The 18,798-nt window shown below is 60.4% G+C and carries 11 protein-coding genes and 1 pseudogene; 10 read left to right on the top strand and 2 right to left on the bottom strand.

Features of this window, described 5'->3' with window-relative positions; all coding sequences use genetic code 11:
• The 3 genes and pseudogenes from JM946_RS30010 to JM946_RS13960 form a co-directional block, all read left to right on the top strand.
• Window positions 1-186, top strand: a 186-nt coding sequence (locus JM946_RS30010; protein ID WP_218042809.1) for a hypothetical protein, incomplete at its 5' end; no start/stop codon positions are given.
• A 581-nt stretch (window positions 187-767) separates the two neighbouring features.
• Window positions 768-970, top strand: a pseudogene (locus tag JM946_RS13965) (transposase); the annotation flags it as partial.
• A gap of 922 nt (window positions 971-1,892) precedes the next feature.
• Window positions 1,893-2,153, top strand: coding sequence for a hypothetical protein (locus tag JM946_RS13960; RefSeq protein WP_203167861.1), 261 nt, complete (start codon window positions 1,893-1,895; stop codon window positions 2,151-2,153).
• A gap of 26 nt (window positions 2,154-2,179) precedes the next feature.
• Here the strand turns inward: JM946_RS13960 and JM946_RS13955 are convergent, their stop codons facing one another.
• Both JM946_RS13955 and csrA read right to left on the bottom strand, forming a co-directional pair.
• Window positions 2,180-2,524, bottom strand: a complete 345-nt coding sequence (locus JM946_RS13955; RefSeq protein WP_218042808.1) for a helix-turn-helix domain-containing protein — start codon at window positions 2,522-2,524, stop codon at window positions 2,180-2,182.
• A gap of 350 nt (window positions 2,525-2,874) precedes the next feature.
• A complete protein-coding gene (gene csrA, locus JM946_RS31655; RefSeq protein ID WP_203167859.1) occupies window positions 2,875-3,153 on the bottom strand; it encodes a carbon storage regulator CsrA in 279 nt (92 codons plus the stop codon).
• Between the two features lie 1,395 nt (window positions 3,154-4,548).
• On the opposite strand from csrA, the gene JM946_RS13945 reads away from it, so the two are divergent.
• From JM946_RS13945 to JM946_RS13915, 7 genes are all read left to right on the top strand, one after another.
• Complete coding sequence (locus tag JM946_RS13945; RefSeq protein WP_203167858.1) at window positions 4,549-6,045, top strand: DUF3375 domain-containing protein; 1,497 nt, start codon at window positions 4,549-4,551, stop codon at window positions 6,043-6,045.
• Between the two features lie 5 nt (window positions 6,046-6,050).
• Entirely contained in the window at window positions 6,051-6,806 is a 756-nt protein-coding gene (locus tag JM946_RS13940; RefSeq protein WP_203167857.1) for a DUF4194 domain-containing protein, read from the top strand.
• Window positions 6,806-10,129: an ATP-binding protein gene (locus tag JM946_RS13935; RefSeq protein WP_203167856.1), complete on the top strand. Its 3,324-nt coding sequence runs from the start codon at window positions 6,806-6,808 to the stop codon at window positions 10,127-10,129. The genes JM946_RS13940 and JM946_RS13935 overlap by 1 nt, the downstream gene beginning before the upstream one ends.
• Window positions 10,113-11,258 carry a Wadjet anti-phage system protein JetD domain-containing protein gene (locus JM946_RS13930; protein ID WP_203167855.1) on the top strand — a complete coding sequence of 382 codons (1,146 nt, stop codon included), beginning with the start codon at window positions 10,113-10,115 and terminating at the stop codon, window positions 11,256-11,258. The genes JM946_RS13935 and JM946_RS13930 overlap by 17 nt, the downstream gene beginning before the upstream one ends.
• A gap of 183 nt (window positions 11,259-11,441) precedes the next feature.
• Window positions 11,442-11,840, top strand: a complete 399-nt coding sequence (locus JM946_RS13925; RefSeq protein WP_203167854.1) for a hypothetical protein — start codon at window positions 11,442-11,444, stop codon at window positions 11,838-11,840.
• 290 nt (window positions 11,841-12,130) lie between these two features.
• Window positions 12,131-13,099: a peptide arginase family protein gene (locus JM946_RS13920; RefSeq protein WP_203167853.1), complete on the top strand. Its 969-nt coding sequence runs from the start codon at window positions 12,131-12,133 to the stop codon at window positions 13,097-13,099.
• A 1,121-nt stretch (window positions 13,100-14,220) separates the two neighbouring features.
• On the top strand, window positions 14,221-18,789 hold the full coding sequence (locus tag JM946_RS13915) for a hypothetical protein (protein ID WP_203167852.1): 4,569 nt from the start codon (window positions 14,221-14,223) through the stop codon (window positions 18,787-18,789).
• Window positions 18,790-18,798 lie beyond the last annotated feature (9 nt).

Raw genomic sequence — 18,798 nt, 5'->3', positions numbered from 1 at the left:
CGAACGGCATCAGCACAGGTCACCGGCGCAGGTCCGACGGGAGTACTTGGCCGCCAGCACCAAACTGGCCGCCTGAGAGAAACGAATTACCTGCAACCGTGTGTCCAAGAAATCCTTGACCGCTTCACGGGTGCGCTGATCAGCGCTGGAGGAGCGCTACAGAGGCTGTTGCTTCTCCGCAAGTGAGTAGCATGTGTGGTCGAGGGGTGGCTGCCTATAGCGAGGGACTGCCGGTCCTCGGATGGTTGCGCAGCGTTTTGGGCGACTTTCGGTTCGCTCGATTCTTGATTGCGGATCGGTCGAGAACGTTCAAAGACTTGTCATGGTTCGCCCGGGCGAGCCGACGTCCGTGACGCCAAATTTGTCAGCTCGCCAAAGCTTGCCTATAAAGGACTTGTCCGGCAGGTGACTCCCAAAGGACCGAAAGACGGTTTCGTTTGCCGTAGGGGTAGTCACAACATGCGCCTGTCAAGAAAGATAAAATTCAAGGTAGATTTGGGGCAACTGCTGACAATCATTGCTTCGATCCTGTCAATCGTCGGGTCGATAGCTACTCTCGTAGCGCTGTTCTCGACCTAGGGGGAGGACCAGAGTGGACGTTTGTGGCTACCGCTTGAATCTGATTCCGATGAGGGCGTTTGAACCTGCCATTCCACAAGCGGGTCAACTTGTGGTGGAGGGCTCCTCCAATTTATGTCGGAAGACCACGGGGATCGCGCGCAGCCCAGGCCACTGAAGCTCGTCCCCATAGTGGGTTCCTGCGGCATCTTCGCCCCCTGAATGCAGAGATCAAGCGGCGCACTGACGTGGTCGGCATCTTCCCTAACGATGCATCGATCGCACGACTGGTCGGTGCGCTCTTGTCGAGCAGAACGATAAGTGGTCACTGCAGCGACGCTACATGCAGCTTGAAGGCTTGCAGGGCCTGAGTGAGAATCAAGCCGCCAGCCTGTCGGCAGTCGTCAGCTGAGCACGAGTCCAAACGAACCAGAACTCACGACTCGCGCACCACAATTGGGACGCGATATTAAGCAACTCGCGAAACTGGATCTGCTGTACATCGATGACTTCGGAATTGCGGCGCTGGCGTACCTGTCGAAGCGTGATCTGCTGGAGCCATCCTCACGATCGGCCGGAATACGCGATTGCTTCTACATTCGCCATCGCCAGGTATGTGGGCCGTAACCATGTCTGATCAACTCGGGATCGAGCTCCGCGAGAGTTCGAGGAGGAGGCGTGACCTCGTTGTCTCGAGACCGCCCGAGTTCTGGTTCGGTCGGGGATGACCCGAAGACGTGATCATTCGCCGGGAGCTTCGTTGCATGCGACCGGCCCGTGAACATCGCCCGGATCCGCATCCTCGGAACCTTGCCCGTGAGGGCGACTCCTGCAGGTCGGAAAAGCAGGATGACTCTGCGTATCCTGGATCTATAACAATACGACTGAGGCATGTCGTCGTACCTACTGGGCCGTAACTCGCGTATCACACGGCATGTGCGGCTCATTCAAACGTATCTTGCTCTCTCAGGCAAACTTGCTGGCGCGGTATCAAGTCGATGTCATTGAATCGAAAACGTCTTTTCGACGATTCCGATCGGGTGTCAGATCAGTCGCGTTTTGAATGGAGGATGCGCACGCGTCCTGCCTTTGGAGATCGAAGCGGTGTCAAGAAGAGACAGAGTGATGCGTATCTGAGAGGCCCTGTCCGCTGCGGCTCACATGGGTCCGGCGCAACAAAGAATCAGGCTTACGATGGGCGTGTGTACAGTGTATTCCGCACGTTCGGGAACAGCCGAGCGAGGCTCCTGGAAGCTGTTCACGGCAACAGCGTTACGATGCGTGAAAGGGCCTTCCGTGGTCTTGGAGATCGATCGAGAAGCGACCGCGTAATCTTGCGCGATTTCCCCGCGCAGCTGCAGTCGGGCGCCGAACGAGAGGATCGCCACGTCGAGGCTGAAGCAGCGAAGCAGCCGATGGGCCATGGCGCGGTCAACATGGGCGCTCTACTCTCTGGATTGCGGGTGGTTCAATCGGTGGCCGTTGTGAATCGGATTCCGCAGAACATGAGGCAATGGCTGCACGGTATGGAGTGGCTGGGCCTGCATGCCCATGCGGGTGCCTTCTACGAAAAATGGGGGATTCGAGTGCGCTGATCAGTGACGGATCTCGTGACCTCGCGCTAGCGCTCAGGCGGCGTGCCCTCGCTACCGATCAATGGTCGGATGCGGCCCAGATGTTCCATGGTCTTCGCCATCAGATACTCCGGCGCTATGCCGAGCCCCTCCGCGAGCGAGATCAGGGTGCCGATCGTCGCGTGTCGCTCTGCCTTGAGCAGATATTGCAGATAGGAGCGGCTGACGTTGCCGGACGCGGCGGCCTCGTCGCGCGCAAATCGATGTCGACGTATCTCCGCGAGCAATGCGTCGGCGAATGCACGCTTCACCGCACGCACAAAGGGGGTTTCCGCTGTTCGCCCCACATAAGCCTCCAGGCGGACGAGACGGCGGCTGCCATCTCGTCGCACGGCATGGTGGGGAGGGATTAGCGCGCGTGGCGCCAGAGGATTTCGGCCGGATTGGCCCCGTTTAACCGCGCGGCGGCGCGCCGGGGTAACTCTCCAGAGCAGGCGAGGGGATCCCACGTGGGCGTGGCCGCTGGCCGCGCCACATCGGGCGCGAACCCGGTAAACTTGCACTTAGCCATACATTCCTCTAGTTCAGGGTGTGTGGTCAGGCGTGTACCGGTGCTGGTAACACTGGTGCGCGCCGGTGAGTGGGAGCGGCTTGCCGCTCCTGCTCTCTTTGCAGACTCGTCGCGAGGATCTCCTCGATCCTTTGAGCATACTGTATGCTTGAACAGCCGTCTACGCGGTGGTCAAGGCACCTGCCTACGACACGGTTCTACCGTTCTGTTGCATGGCGTCCTCGTAATTTTAGCAGTGAGATCTTTCCGACCCGTCGCGGCTGACGAGGACGATCGCCTCGAGGCCTGCTCGCGTTGGATGCGTTTGAAAATCTCCTCGCGATGAATGGGAACCGTTGAAGGGGCGGCGAGGCCGAGTCGCACCTGCGTTCCCTTCACTCCGAGCACGGTGACCGTGATGTCGTCGGCGATCATCACCGCTTCGCCAATACGTCTGTTCAAGACCAACATCATTTGCTCCGTGCCTGTGCTGCACCATCATGCCTTGTGCGGGCGACGCCGGCAGCCTTGCAGGCTGGTGATCGATCAACGATCGCTGTCGATGCCGGACAGAAAAGATGTTACTAGACACGCCCGTCCCTTCAACGCATTCATCGCAGAATCCTTTGCGAAAGTCCTTTGTAGTTGGCCTTCCCGCAACATACGAAAAAGGCAGGCGCATTCCGTGACAAGCGATCCTTGGCAGACCTGTGCGAAATCGTCACGCTTTGCATGATCATTACCGCTGTGCCTGTCGTCGGTGCAGCGAGTGCGCCACGTTCATCACGAAGTACGAGGCGCGCGGGCAAATGGCGCGTCTTCCGGAACCAATGACATTGATGTCACGATCGGGAGAGCACTGGCCAAATCACGACCTTACTCACAAGTGGAATTCAATCGTGGAGCGGCGCTCTCCAGGATGGATCCCTCGACCATTGCGTATGCCCGCCAGTGCTCGTGGGAAGGACGGCGGCAGGTGGATGGCCCGGGAGGTGGGGGTGATTAGACAAAGGGTCAGCGCCGTCATCAAGCAGATGCGGGTCGATATCGCTCAGGCGAACCATCCCGCCTGGCTGGAAGGCCGACACCGTCGTGTTGCCTCTTGGCGACTGGCCTCGCGTGCGTGAGATGGAGAAGGCGGCTTGAGGCGTTTGGCATGCGGAGAGTATCGCAACAACAAAAAACAGAAGCGTCGACGGTGAACTGATTCTGCATTCGATCCGGTAATGCCTTCCGCCTGTGACAGTCGAGCGCAGGCATCTCATGTCGACGCGACCGTATGGCGATCACCGTGGCCGTGATGGGTTCTTCAGCTGCGGCCTGCACGATTCGGTGGAACATCGACGAATGCAACCTGCGGGTGTGACGCGGATCGGTAGGACACCGCCCGGCGGATCCCGGGTGGTCCTCTCTTTCGCATTTCGTTCCACCGCCAGGTGCAACTGGCGGATGTTCTGATCGCGTTGATAGGCGAACGCCCATGCCCGGATCGAGTCCGCTTGGCATGGACCTTCAAAGCACATCTCCGCGCGGACGGATGCGCTGGCACTCCTCTCGCGATATCAGCACGACCCGTGACTGGCGCACGGTGCTGGAGCGCGCCGCCTTCCTCGTTGACGCACCTCCAGCAGAGAGCGACCACTGCACGATATCGTCCTGTTTTCATTTGCACGCCGGATTCGCGTCGCCGAATGCCTCAACGGTCTTTTCCGCACTGCCGCACGACGCCTGCCCCGGTAACCTGCGCGCAGGCGGCGTCACCTGCGATCGCGTTCAGCGGACTGCGTCGCAGACGCCAGGGATGGGATTGCGTAGAAAACTGGTCAACACCAGGAAGCGCCCCCTTTTTTCGACCCGGATCAGGCTATGGATGCCGCCGTTCGCGAGCGCACCGAGAACTACATCAACGCTCGATACCACCATCCGGCGTGGCAGCTGTTGGCTGCACGGCGTGGCCCGCTCATCCTGAGTTGTCTGCAAACACTGTTCGAGCAAGCCCAAGACGGCATCGCGGTGGAGGACGCTCTGAAGTCCCTGGCCGATATGCTGGGTCAGCATGCCGCCAATAGCGATTTTGAGATCTCAGGCGATGACTACGCCGCTCAGGCTCGCAAGGAGCTACACCGCTGGATCAAACTTGCGCTTATCGTCGAGCGCGAAGGCAGGCTCCATGCGACCGATGCATTGGAGGAAGCCTTCCGCTTCGTGACCGCGCTCAGTGGCCGGGTCATGACCTCGACCGCATCAAGGCTCTCGGTGGTCCAGCGTGAGATCGAGAGCTTAGAAACCCACCTCAATCCCGACCCCAAAAGCCGCACGGCGCATTTGAAGCGCCGGATTTCGGAGCTCGAGCACGAACTGGAGGCGGTCGCGCGAGGTGAATTCAAGGTGCTGGACGGCCCCGAGGCCGCCGAGCGCATCCGCGAGGTGTATGCCCTTGCCATCAGTCTGCGGGCGGATTTCCGCCGAGTCGAAGACTCCTGGCGGCAGGCCGACCGGGAGCTGCGCCAATCGATCGTGAGCGAACAAAATCACCGGGGCGAAATCGTCGATAAGCTCCTTGATGGACATGAGAACCTGCTGGAGAGCGCCGAAGGCCGCGTGTTCCACGCCTTCCATCAACAGCTCGGACGCTCGATCGAGCTCGAGCACATGAAGCTCCGCTTGCGCACGATCCTCAAACATCCCGTGGCGCAGTCCGCATTGAGTCCTCAGCAGCAGATCGAACTGCGCTGGCTCATCATGCGCCTGGTCAAGGAGTCAGCCGCGGTCATACAAGCTCGGGCGCGCAGCGAGCGGGACGTGAAAGGCTTTCTGAAGACAGGCCTCGCCGCCGAACACCACCGCGTGGGGGCGCTGCTCAATGAAATCTTCCAAGCGGCGCTCGAGATGGACTGGGGCAGCCAGGCGCTACGACGACGCGCAAGCCCGCTGCCGCCCGTCGCGCCCGCCAATGGCGCGCTTGCGCTGATCGAACGCCTGCGGTTCAAAGCCGTCGACCACGACGAACAGCGGGATCTCAAGCTCAATCGCGAGTGTGCAGACTTGACCGAGATGGAAGAGGACTTCTGGTCGGCCTTCGATGGCCTCGACCGGCAGCAGTTGCTCGATCAGACGCTCGCGGTGATCAAACAGAGCACGGTCGCCTTGAGCGTCGCTGATTTGGCCCGGGTCCTACCGCCCACGCATGATCTTGAAACGATTGCGCTATGGCTGAGCCTTGCGCGTGAGACGAACGTGGCGATCGGGCCTGAGCGCGAGCGGGTGGACGTGGTGGGCAGCAATGGGGCGGGGCTGTGCTTCGATGTGCCGAAGATTGCGCTCGATGCGGCGGCCGTTGCTGACCTCGAATGGGAGCCCTGAGACCCATGACCAGCATCTTCGATCAGTTGACCGCAAGATCCGGAACCGCGGCGTCGGATTCGGGCGATGCGCAGACAGAGAAGAAAAGCCTGGATAGCGCAAGCGGCGAAGAGGCGGGCCGCGCCTCGGGGCAGGCTGGCGGCTATACCCCGCGTCGGGTCAAAGACGGGGTTCTCGAGTTGCTGAAATACGGGCTGCTGGAGGAGCAGCGCAAACCCAATCTCTATCGCGATCTCTTGGCGCAACGCGAGGCGATCGGCGCCATCCTCGAACCGCTCGATCTGTCTATGCGCGTCGATGAGATCCGCGGGATCGCCTTCCTCGTCGTGGCGGATCAGGCGTTTGAACGCGATGAGGATGAATGGCTGCACCCGCTGGTGCGCCGGCAGCGGCTCAATCTGGAGCAGTCGCTACTGATCGCGATCCTTCGTCAGCAGTTTGTCGCCCACGAGCAGCAGGCGGGGGTGGGTTCAAGCGAAGCGGTCGTGTCCATTGACGATTTGTTGCCGCAACTGCAGCTGTATCTGGGTGAGCTTGGAAGCGACGCCCAGGAGCAGAAGCGGCTGCGCAATCTGCTGGAGCACCTCAAAGCTCACGGTATCGTCTCGGACGTCGATGAGCACGACCGGATCCGCATCCGTCCCATCATCGCGCACGTCGCGAACCCTGAGAACCTGCAGAATCTGCTGCGGGCCTTCCGCGACGAGGCGGGACGGGGAAGACAGGCGCAGGCGCCCTCCACAGAGGAGGGCGAGCGCTGATGGACATGCCGATCAGTCAGCCGGTCTTGGCGGAATCGCTGTCGCGATCCACCTTTGTCTTGACGCAGATTGATCTGTTCAACTGGGGCGCCTTCGCCGGGCGGCATTCGGCCGCCATTGAACTTGAGGGCACGGCCATCATCGGGCCCACGGGCAGCGGCAAGACCACTTTGGTGGATGCGCTAATGACCCTGATCACGGTCAATCCGCGCTACAACCTCGCCTCCACCGGAGGACACGAGAGCGATCGTGATCTCGTTTCCTATATCCGCGGCGTGTCGGGCGCCGGCAATAACAGTGGGGACAACGAGCACATCGCAAGGCCCGGAAAAACGGTCACCGGCATTTCCGCCACGTTCAGTAACGGCGATAAATCGCTCGTCATCGCTGCCCTCTTCTGGCTCGATGACACGAGCTTCGCAGCTGCCGATCTGAAACGGCTGTGGATCTATTCGGAAGACGGGCAACAGACGCTTGATCTTTGGCTCGAGACACATCACGCGGGCGGCGCGCGCGCTTTAAAGCAACTGGGACGCGAAACGCCGGGGCTGCATGTCACGCCCAACAAGCAGGAGCATCTCGCGTACGTGCGGCGATTCTTCGAAGTCGGAGAGAATGCATTCACGTTGCTCAACCGAGCCGCGGGGTTAAAGCAGCTCAACAGCATCGATGAGGTTTTCCGGGAACTGGTGCTGGAGGATGCGTCCCGGTTCGAGCGAGCGGGCGAAGTTGCGAAGGAATTCGATGACTTGGCGGCGATCCACGGGGAGCTTGAGATCGCCCGACAGCAGCAACAGACACTGCTGCCGATCGCCGAGAGCTGGCAGGCACGACTGCGTCTTCACGAAGCGTTGGGCCTGCAGCGCGAGCTGCAGAGACTGCTGCCCACGTGGTATGCCGAGCTTGCTTACCGGCTCGGCGGGGAACGGCTCGCCGAGCTCGATGCGCTGATCGAGGCGCGAACCCTTGCGGGCGAGACCATCGCGGCGCAGATCGATGCGCTTGAGAAGCAGGCGCAGGCATTGCGCGAGGTCTATCTCCAATCCGGCGGGGCGACCATCGAGCAGCTGCGCGAGCAGATCGATCAGCAACAGGACATTGTGAAAGAGCGCAGGCGCGCCGCCGATGACTACGTTCGGCTCACGCGGCGGCTCGGGATTGCGGACGCCTTGACGAGCGATGCGCTCGCGGCCAATCAAGAAGTCGCCCAGCGGCTAAAGGCCGAGCAACAAGATGCACTACGCGATCAGAAGCAGGAAGCGTGGAATCTCGGGGTCGTGCAGCAGCGCGATCAGCAGGCGCTCGCTGCCTTGAACGAGGAACTGCAGCAGATTCAGGCGCGGCCGGACTCCAACATCCCAGGTCCGTATCAGATATTCAGAAGCGATCTGGCTGCCCATTTGGGTCTTCAAGAAGAGGCGCTGCCGTTCGTGGCCGAGCTGGTCGAGGTCAAAGCCGACGAAAGTCACTGGCGCGGGGCCATTGAACGCGCGATTGGCGGCCATCGGATGCGCGTCATGGCGCCTGCCGACGTCATGGGGCGGGCGCTCAGCTGGATCAATCATCGCGACAACCGGCTTCATGTCCGTCTGCTCGAGGTGGAGACGGACGCCCATGCGGCGGAGTTTCTCGCTGACGGATTCACGCGGAAGCTCAAGTTCAAGCGTCACGCGTACGACAGAGCTTTGAAACGTCTGCTGTCCGGGATCGACCGGCACTGCGTAGCCTCAGAGGAGGCGTTGCGCCACACGCCTCACGGAATGACCCAGCAGGGAATGATGTCCGACAAGCGAGGCCTCTTTGAGAAGCAAGACAAGCGGCGGCTCGATCAGGACTGGATGACCGGCTTCGATAACAAAGATCGCCTCGCCAGCCTTCAGCGGCAGATCAAAGAGGTGGAAGCGACGTTGCAGCACAGCCGGCGGCAATACGAACTTGCGCAGGCGAGGGCGGAGCAGACCGAAGGCACGCTGCGCCTTCTGGAGGCGCTGCTGGGCTTGGAATTCAGCGCCATCGATCTGCCCGGCGCCGAGCGCATGCTCGACTCCTTCCAGGCGCGCCTCGAGGCGTTGAGCCATCCCGATTCAGACCTCGCACGGGCCCGCGCCGACTGTGAGCAGGCGGAGAGCGAGCTCAAGCGACGGCGTACGGAAGAGCGTGACAACGCTGTGGAACACGCGATGCTTGCGGACCGCCGGAAGCTCACGCATGAAAACCGCGAGCGCGCGTTCCGCAAGATCGGCGCCGGGCTCACCGACGCGCAACGACGTCTCGCCGACCAGCATTTTTCGGCACCATCCGGGGATGTGCTGGACAGTCTTCCCGATCTCGAGCTCGATGCCTCAAAGCGGACGCAGGCGACCATCGACTCGCTGGGCGGCAAACTGCGCGACTGCGACCAGGCGCTGGTGCGACAGATGGCGAGCGCTCAGCGGGTGGATACCGGCGCGCTGTCGGAGGCCGGCGCCGAGATCCAGGACGTGCCCGTCTATCTGGAGCGCCTTCGGCAGCTCACTGAAGAGGCCCTGCCTCAGAAACTGCAGCGCTTCCTCGACTATCTGAATCAATCCTCCGGCCAGGGCGTCACTCAGTTGTTGAGCGACATCGAGAATGAGGTCTCGATGATCGAAGAGCGCATCGAGGATTTGAACCGCACGTTGCGGCGAGTGGACTTTCAGCCCGGCTGTTATCTACGCCTGGATCCGCAGCGTGTCGTCCACGAAAGCCTACGCACCCTGCAGCAGGCCCAGCGCCACCTTCGTTCCGCTGCGCTGAAGAATGATCTGGGCGAAAGTCACTTTCGCGCGCTTAAGCACATGGTGAGCCTGTTGCGTGATGCGAGCGAGCGGAAAAAGACCTTGGGTGCCCGCGCGCTGCTGGACCCTCGTTACCGCCTGCAGTTCTCCGTCGCAGTGATCGAGCGGGCCACCGGCGCCGTGATCGAGGTGCGCACCGGCTCTCAGGGCGGTAGCGGCGGGGAGAAGGAGATCATCGCAAGCTACGTCCTCACCGCCTCATTGAGCTATGCGCTCTGCCCGGAAGGCGGAAATCAGCCGCTCTTCGGTACCGTGGTGCTGGATGAGGCGTTCTCGAAGAGCTCGCAGGCGGTGGCAGGTCGCATCATTTCGGCCTTGCATGAATTTGGCCTGCATCCGCTCTTCGTCACGCCCAACAAGGAGCTGAGATTGCTTCGCGCCCATACGCGCTCGGCGATCCTCATTCATCGCAAGGGCCAGCGCGCTACGATAACCTCGCTCAGCTGGGAAGAGCTCGAGGAGCACGCAAGACAACGTAACGCCGGCCGACATGAAGTCTCCAGCTGATCTCGCGCGCCGCTGGGCGAAGCAGTGGGGTGTCGCCGACACCCGGGAGGAGCGCCTACTCGCGCCCGATGCATGGCCGGTGGCGCTCTCCATCGGCAAACCCACACCGACGCAGTTCACGCACCACACGCAGGAGGTGCGCAATCATTTGCAGCGCTGGCGCGCAGTCTCCATCGGCCACGTGCGGTGGGAGCCGGTCTCTTTTCGTAGCGGCAGCGATCCGGTGGAGGTGCCCGTGACATGGGAGTTGCGCATGCCCTCGGAGTGGATTGCCGCGTGCGCGGATTCAGGCATTCAACAGGAGTACGAACGACTGGGTCGGTTGGTGTCAGCTTCGGATTCGGCATTCCATCGGTTGCTGGTGCGACGACGACACCTGCTGCTGGATACGCCCGAAGCAGAAATCATCAAAGCCATGCAAGTCGCGATGCATTTGTTTCCTAGCTGTGCGGAGGGCAGACCGCTTCGTGCCTTGTCGATCTGCGGGAGCGACAGCAAGTTCTTCGAACGCAACCGCAGCCTGCTCATCCATCTGCTCGATGTCCGGTTCGAGGGGCAAGTGAGCGATCTTGGGCTTGAGGTATTCTTAGATGCCTTGGATGAAGGGGAGCATTGGGTGCTCGTCGCGCCGCTTGAGCCCGATCTGCTGCCCTTTGCTCAGCAACGCGTTCGCGCACGAGAACTCACCGCAAGAGCGCTTCCTGGCACCCATGTGTTGCTTGTTGAAAACGATCGCTGCCTGCATCAGCTGCCGGCGCTCTCGGGCACCGTTGCCGTGCTGGGAGCAGGGCTGAACCTCAACTGGTTGGGTGCTCCATGGCTTACGAACAAGCGCATCGGATACTGGGGCGACATCGACACGTGGGGGTTGGTGATGCTGGCCAAGGCACGCGAGCAGCAATCACATCTGGAAGCGCTGCTCATGGACCGGAAGCTTTTTGACGCGCTGGAAGTCACGCTTGCAGTCGTTGAACGCCGTCCAGCCGGCGCGCAGCCGTCACAAGGATTGACAGATGCTGAGATCGAGCTCTACAGATACCTGCAAGGACGCGAGCGAGGGCGGCTGGAACAGGAATTCGTGCCTCGTGAGCGAGTGATAGCTGCCATTGAACAGTGGCGGGCTCGCTAAGTCGCTGAGAAAGTATGTATGACCAAGGGTTAAGCTCATCCGTGACTTACGTCCGAGAATCCAGATCGCTTTGGACGGATGCTCGCGGCCATTCGGAATGAAGGATCCGTGGCAGAGGGACTGCTCGAGCACGGCGGCGGAAGCTGCTGGGGAGGGCGGCAATAAGATAACAACGAGGCAGTCGTGTCTGAGCAGATATCGGTGGCGCTGATTGGTCTTGGAGGGGTCGTCGTCGGTGCGTTCTTGACCCCGATCATCGAGGCGGTGAAGGCTTGGTATGCGTCCAGGAAGCATGCGAGGTACCTTGCCATTCGCGTCGTATGCATTCTCGATCAGTTCATCGATGCATGTGCTGATGTTGTGGCTGACCACGGAGAGGAGGACGAAGCGGGAATCTACACCTACGATCCTTTGCCTGATCCACCTTCGTTTCCAGACGATGTGGACTGGCGGTCGATTGATAGCAAGCTTATGTATGAGATCCTGAGCCTTCCAAACAAGGCAGAGTCTGCAAGGCGAGCCATCTGGAACTGTGCGAGGGTGACCGGACCACCTTACGATGAAGTGGGTACCGAAAGGTAATATGAGTTCGCCAGATTGGGGCTCGCTGCGAACGATCTGAAGAACAGGCTCAGCGAAGCGTACAGCATCTCGCCGGACTCGGCTCTGCGAGGCTGGGATGTTGTCGCGTACATCTCTGAGCAGAAGGCCAGAATCGACGAACTGAGAGAGGCACAAGCACAGCAGCATCGGCAGCTGATGGCAGATGCGCCGCTGCCGGCGTCAGGTTGACCACTGTCGACGGTGCACGATCCAAGCCGCAGCTGACTCATGACAAGCTCGGGCATTGCGCTTGCGGGCCAGCAACGAAGATGTTGCTGCAGTTGTGGCTGACGCGTTTTGATCGGGGCGAACTGCACATCGAGTATCCAATCGGCATGACCCATACGAAACCGCTGTACATCACAGAGTCTCATCACCACGTGCTCACCGGGTGGGCGCGGCTGCGACGCGATCTTGTGCAAGCGCCGCGCCTGCTGACGCTCGACTATCACACCGATACCAAGCCGGCGTACTTCGGTTACGCAACCGACAATCAAAAACCAGATCGCCCCTGGCGCGACATCGCCGATGAGCACGTGGCCGCGCTTGACTTTCGCAACGAGTGTGCCGTCACGACCGCCATTAGCAAGCTGAGATACGATGAGCATATCGATGCCGCCATCCGCGCGGGCATTCTCGATCTTGCGTTCGTCGCGGCCCACCAGGACGGCGGACATATCCAAAGCAATGAGCAGATCGCGCTGGATGCGAAGCGGGAGAAGACCTTCGTCACCCCCCAGGGTGAAGAGATCACGGTTCTCCTCCCGAGGAGGGAGATTGCGCCTCCGCCATTTACGTACTCGCTGCCGCAAAGCCGGATCGTGATCCTGCCTAAGACAGCGCTGGATTCAGCGCTCAAGGGAGATGAGCGGGACCGTGCCTACAGGGACTCGGCGATCGAGACGGACAGCCTCGATCAGCGACTGGCGCTTATCGATGAGATCGTGACCTCGGTCGCAGCGCCCGGTCTTTTTGACCAGCCGTTCATACTCGATATCGATCTCGACTATTTCAATACGCGCAAGTCGATTGCGCCGCGTGACACGAGCACGTTCTACCGGCTGATCCGGCAGGCCGCGATCATCACCATCGCGCGCGAGAGTACCTGCGTTGCGACCTGCCAGATCGAGGAAGGCGAAGGACTGGACAGTGATTTCCTTGAGAGCGCATTGCTCGAGCACATCTCGCGCGCCCTGTCATCGGCGGGTCAGTCGCCCGATGTGGTCCGGTTGGCGTGAGCCGGAGCCTGGACCGGATCATTCCAGCGCCTATAGCGATCATGGCGCGTGCGCGGCACTTCCGATAGATCATCGGCGGCCTTGCGATAAAGCCTGAGGCTCGGCCTGCGAGCGATTGATCCGCCATCTCAGGACTCATGCAGTTCCAGTCACCGGTTGCAGCCACAACGATCACTGCAACCGGTGCGCTCGCCGTCTTTGCGCTGGTGTATCTGCTGAACCCGGCCAGCGGGCGGAAGGATCTGCCCTGCCTTTAATCCTGTTAGTGCTGCTCGGTGTGCAGAATCTGTGCCGTTCCATCTGCTTCAGTATCAAGCGCGGACTAACCGAGCGGCTGGGAATGGAATGGCTCGGACACTTCTTCACCGTCACCTGTATTCAGCTGCGCAGGGCAGGCCCGGATTCTCTCGATTCGGCAGCGCGCCGAGCGGAACAGCAGGCTCAGCGAGCTCCTCGCTGAGTGCCGTGCATGCCGATGGGTCGGTGGTGCCGACCGTCCACTCCCGTCATGTTTGAGGCGATCGCCGGCGCGTGAGCTTCACCGCAGCTTGAAAAGTTAAAGACCGGTTGGCTCCCAACGATGGCCCGCCCGGCGGGGAAAACCGGACAGCGTACGCCTGTGTGCCGGTCACAGGCGGCAAGCCGGTTACCCTCAAGTCCAAGGGACCATTTCGTGGTCACATTCAGTCTCCGATATGTGATGGGTCGAGGTGGTGGATGCTGCGGCGGCGTCCAACCCCGCCACACTCGTCACGCAATCAAGCCACTTTGCGTGGGATGAGTGAAGTGCGTGTGCGATGCACCTGAGCCTGCGAATCATCAGAATGAGGGCGCGAACGTCATTGGATCAGAGGGGTGGTCCCAATAAGTGATCGAGTTTGATCACGCGGCATCGAGGCCAGAGGCAGTGCGCCATATCGCCGCCTCGCGATGCGATGGACCGGCCCGCGCAGCGGAGGATTGGCAGCAAGAGCGCATGGCTTGTGGCGCGCAATGCAAACGAAGCAAAGCTCCGCGGCACAGACTCCGGACGATGCAGACTGAGTGCGGGACCGGCTCGTTGAGGCGGCGGTCCTGCCGTGGAGCGTAGGAGTTGACTAGTGACTGGACAGCACGGCTCTGTGACCCCCAATGAACCTTACGGAATTCTGACCCTCGAGGTACTCGATGCCCATGGCATCGTGCATCTTCCGCGATACCTTCGTGATGAGTCATGGGCCAACAGCATGGGCGCGATCCAAGAAGCGATCGCCCCACAGAAGTTGGGGGGCACCGCATCTTTGAATCAGCTCACGTTCGATTTCGTCCCGTGCCGCTGGATCGACCCACTGCCGTTGATGTCCATACTCATCGAGATCAAGCACGCGGTGGCATCGGGACTGCGAGTGCGGATTGTGCTGCCCAAGGCGGATGATGGTCCCGATCCGCTCGAGGTGGGTCCATACCAAACATCGCCGAACCGATTGTTATGGTTTTTGGATCAAGAAGGCTTTCTGGATCACATCGAGCAGCTCTCCAAATCTCACGCCCTTGAGTACCCGCAGGTCGATGAACGCAACGACTATCGCGAATTGCGGATCACACCCTCATACGAGGATAGTCGTTGCATTCCGATGAGACTGTTCACGGTCCCGCGCGAGAGCGACGGTCCGGCCTTCGCGCAGCAGACAGTGGAAGATCTGCTCGTCGGCATCGACACGAGGCTCGAGGCCCGAACATCGCCGCAAACCCGAGAAAGACTCACCTACAAGCTGCGGGTGGCGCTGCAAGAGGCGATGCATAACGTCCAGGAGCATGCGTACGACGGCTTGGAGTCGCCCCGGCTTCTGGCAGTCTATGTGCGCTGTCGGACGGGCGGGCTTAGATTGGACGCCGCCAGTCGATCCACGTTCGAGGCGCACGGCAGGGAGGAGCGTGCACATTGTCCCGGTGTCGATAGCGATTGGCTCGCTGCACGGCCAGGGTGCCTCGAGATATTCATATTGGATCGGGGCATGGGCATGGTGCGCCGATTCGAGCAATCGAAGGGCCCGCTGCCTGGAAAGTACAAGTTCAATGAGGTGATGGCGGCCACCTTCGTGGATGGTCAGAGCAGTAAGCCCGAGCGCCAGACGCGCTTCGGCGGATTACATCTGCTGCACAACCTGCTCTCGGACACCGGTGATTATATCCGTGCTCTTGAGGAGGGGACCTGGTTCGCCGCCGCGGCGCCGCTCGTGCGCCGTGAAAAGCAAACGCATCGCTTGACCCAAGGCCAAGCCACCTTGAGGGGTTTGGCGATGCATCTTCGGCTGGGATGGAAGACCGAAGCCGATGACGATGAGCGATGGGCGCAGTTCGAGCAGGGCGAGCACAGCGAGGTGTGGCCCGAGCTGTGTCTGGATGAGCAGGCCTGCGCCTCCTCGATGCGTTGGTTTGGCGAGCAGGCCGTCGTTGACGAGCGATTCGGGCGGTCCGTCGAGCAAGGCGGACAAGCCGACTGGGTGCTTTGGCTGGTTCGGCCTCACCGGATGAAGTGGGACATTCTGTCGTTCCTGAAGCGTCGCTTGACATCGCATGCGCGGGAGGGTGCGACGCTCGTGATCGCAGATATCCCAAGCTATGAGGCCGAAACCTATGCCGCGGCGCTCGCCGATTTGAAGCTTGCTTGCGATGAGCAGTGGCCGAGTCGATTTTCCAGAATCATCCTTTGCACCAATCGCTGGCGATTCGCAGCAGTGGAGTACGAGCGCCGCGGCTCACGTCATGGCTACTCCGATCTGCGCCGCAATCTCGCCGAGATGCGCATCGGGGCGCCGCCGCTTGAGCCCCGGCCTGCAAACTTCAGGCTTGCCGTGGTTCGCTGGCTCAAGTGGCACGATTCACAGATCCTATGGACCGAGGTCAGCCAGCAACGCTCGATGTTCATTCCCGAGCCAATTCTGTGGGGACAGGATGCGTATGGACAGCCGCGTGTAATCTCCGGCTATCTTGATTTCAGTCAGAGCGCGCGAGACACCTTGTGCGGGGCCTTGTATCGGGCGGCGCTCGCGCGGGTGCTCGGGGTGATGCCATCGCAGATGGTGCAGATGCGTCCGCTGGATCAGCTTACGAGGACCGTGCTGCGCGATATTCATTCCATGGAGATCTACGAGCCGGCAAAGCGCGCGCCCTCAACTCAACTGACATTGGGATCGGTTTTGGTATCCGGCTCAACCCTGGATGCATCGGTCACGCAATGCCTGGATCTGCATTTCTTTGTTCATCGAAGCAGTCCATTGCGCAGCAAGAAGCCGAGCTTGCTCTTCTGGATGCCCCTTCGTGAGGTCGAGGATCGCCCGCCGAGACTCATGAGGATTGGCAAGACTGCCTCCATTGGACCTGAGGGTTGGAAGAGCTTTGAGGTGCCGCGCTTCGACGCCGAGGGCATGTGTGTTGGAGCGAGGAACCCTCAACAGACCTACCGAGATTGGCAAAGTCCCAGTCCCGTCATCGTCAAGCCGGGACATTGGTCCTACGAGGGCCATCACGATTTTCTGGCAGTGAATACCGCAGGGGCGGTGGAGGCAGCGTTTCTGGAGAAAAACGACCTCGCGAAGTTTCTTCTGAACCGAATCCTGCCGTTTCTCGGTTTGGGCGAGGTCCACGTTCAGAAGGCGTGGCATCGACTGCTGCGCCCAAGGCAAGAGCGCGATGAGCACCGAACCTGCGAGGACGGGGATTATGGGCTCTTGGTGTATCGATCTCATCCGAGCAGCGAGTTGATCATCGGTAAGGTACTCGAGGTGCTCACCGCGGAGGGGCGGGCCATCGCGCGCAAGCGGATGTTTCCCATCGTTCCCGTCCGTGTACATTGGGGCGGCTCGGCGTTGTTGATCCCTCCGCTGGATCGAAACGACATCCGCGCCGCGCTCTGCGCGGAAGATCGCACCCGCGCTGTGCTGATTTTCGATGACGCGGCCGTATCGGGGCGCACCCTCAATGACCTAAGAGCGGCGCTGAGCGCGATCGGCGCGACCGAGATCTCGAGCCTGGTCATTACGAATCGTCTACGCCAACCTGCCGATGCCGGCGGGGCGGGTGCCGTTGAATATTTCTGGCGCCTCGATCTGCCGGTGATGGGCCGGGAGGGCACTTGTCCGCTGTGTCACGCGCTCAATCTCGTACACGAGTTCTCGGCCCGACTCGCATCGGAGAATGCCAAGAACGAAATCAAGGAGTGGCTGCTGCGATGGGCTGCGGTGTCGCCGCTTGATGATTGGAGTCGGGGGTTAAGACCCCTGCCATTGAGCAACCCCCAGAGAAATAAAAGCTATTGCCATCGGCAGGATCGCTCCGGGCAGGGTCGATATCTTGCGCAGATCGACGTAGTGCGATCGACGGGGCTTGCGATCCATATCTCCGAGCTGCATGCGATGACCGGACGAGACGACTATTGTCTTAAGAAAATCGCCGAACATCGTGACCCGGAAGTGCGAATCGAAATTGGGGCGAGTCAATTATTACTATTCGGCAATGAGTTCGATGTCGACACGCGCGTCAAGCTGACGCAGGTGCTATTGCAGGAGTTGGCGCACCTGGAGAATGGCTCTGCGCATACGCAGCTTGGCTGTCTCGTGGCGATGGAGTCCTTAAGACAACTCACACCAGGGGCGAAGCGGCAAGTGGTGGCCGCCGTCGATCCTGAGACATGGGCGGCGAATCGAAACTATGCGATCAAGATCTTGCTAGCCTATCTCGTGCAGTGCGGATTGCTCGACCAAAAAACCGATGCGCACACCATGGGTGAAAGGTTGTTGTCGACGGCACCCTTGACCCATTCGGAGAAGTTCCGCGCGTTGTTCTTAGAAACCCTATCGCCAGAGGGGAATCCTCACTCAGAGGCGCTGCCGATTCTGCTTGAGGAGCTGCGAGCCAAGGGCGAGGTCAAAGAGAAGGGATTGATTCGCAATGCGTTAGACAGCCTCGATCGAATGGAAGAATTGATCAACGGCTTGGAGAAACTGCTGGTGCGCAAGGACGCAAGATTCGGATACGCCGCAAGACTTACGGATTGGAAGGAGACCTCTAGCGCGGTGAGCGGGATGCTTAGGGAGTATTCAAATGAGAAGGCGGATCGTATCGTCCGGGAGTTGGACAAGTATCTGAGGGAGACGCGATCGCTCGCGAGCGCCTATTTCCACTGCATCGCTCCGGCACAGAAGTATTGCGATCGGCGAACGTTCGAAACAGAGGTTCTATCCAAGATTATCAATGAGATCAACTGGGAACGGGCGAGCGCGGGCAAGTGGACGCAAGTCGGAAGTCCCGTCGGCAGTCAAAAGCGTGAGGTTCGCATCAGCCCGACCGGTCGGATCAAGTTCGGTCCGAAGGCCTTCGAGGTGTGGATCGCCTGGTATCAGGGCATTCCGGGCATCGTCCTCGATTTGATTCGTAACGCAGTGTATGCATCTGAAACCATCATTGACCCGTGGAACCCCACGGGCGGACAGGTCGCCGACATGTGGATCCGTGTCGATTACGAGCCACGGGAAGTGTCACTGACGTTGATCAATAAATCCGATATCAGCGAGACCGGCATGGGGTTGCACTCAAACGCCGAACGATGGTTAGTTTTGAAAGGCATCGGTGGCGCGGTCGAGCCGGTCGAGGTCGAGCGCGGCATGATTGGCATGCGAGTGCGCATCCCCTACGCGGCATATTTGAAATAGACCCAGGGG

The sequence above is a fragment of the Steroidobacter gossypii genome (assembly GCF_016801985.1).
In the GTDB taxonomy this organism is placed as follows: Bacteria; Pseudomonadota; Gammaproteobacteria; order Steroidobacterales; family Steroidobacteraceae; genus Steroidobacter; species Steroidobacter gossypii.
This window is presented reverse-complemented; position numbering and strand designations above follow the sequence as displayed.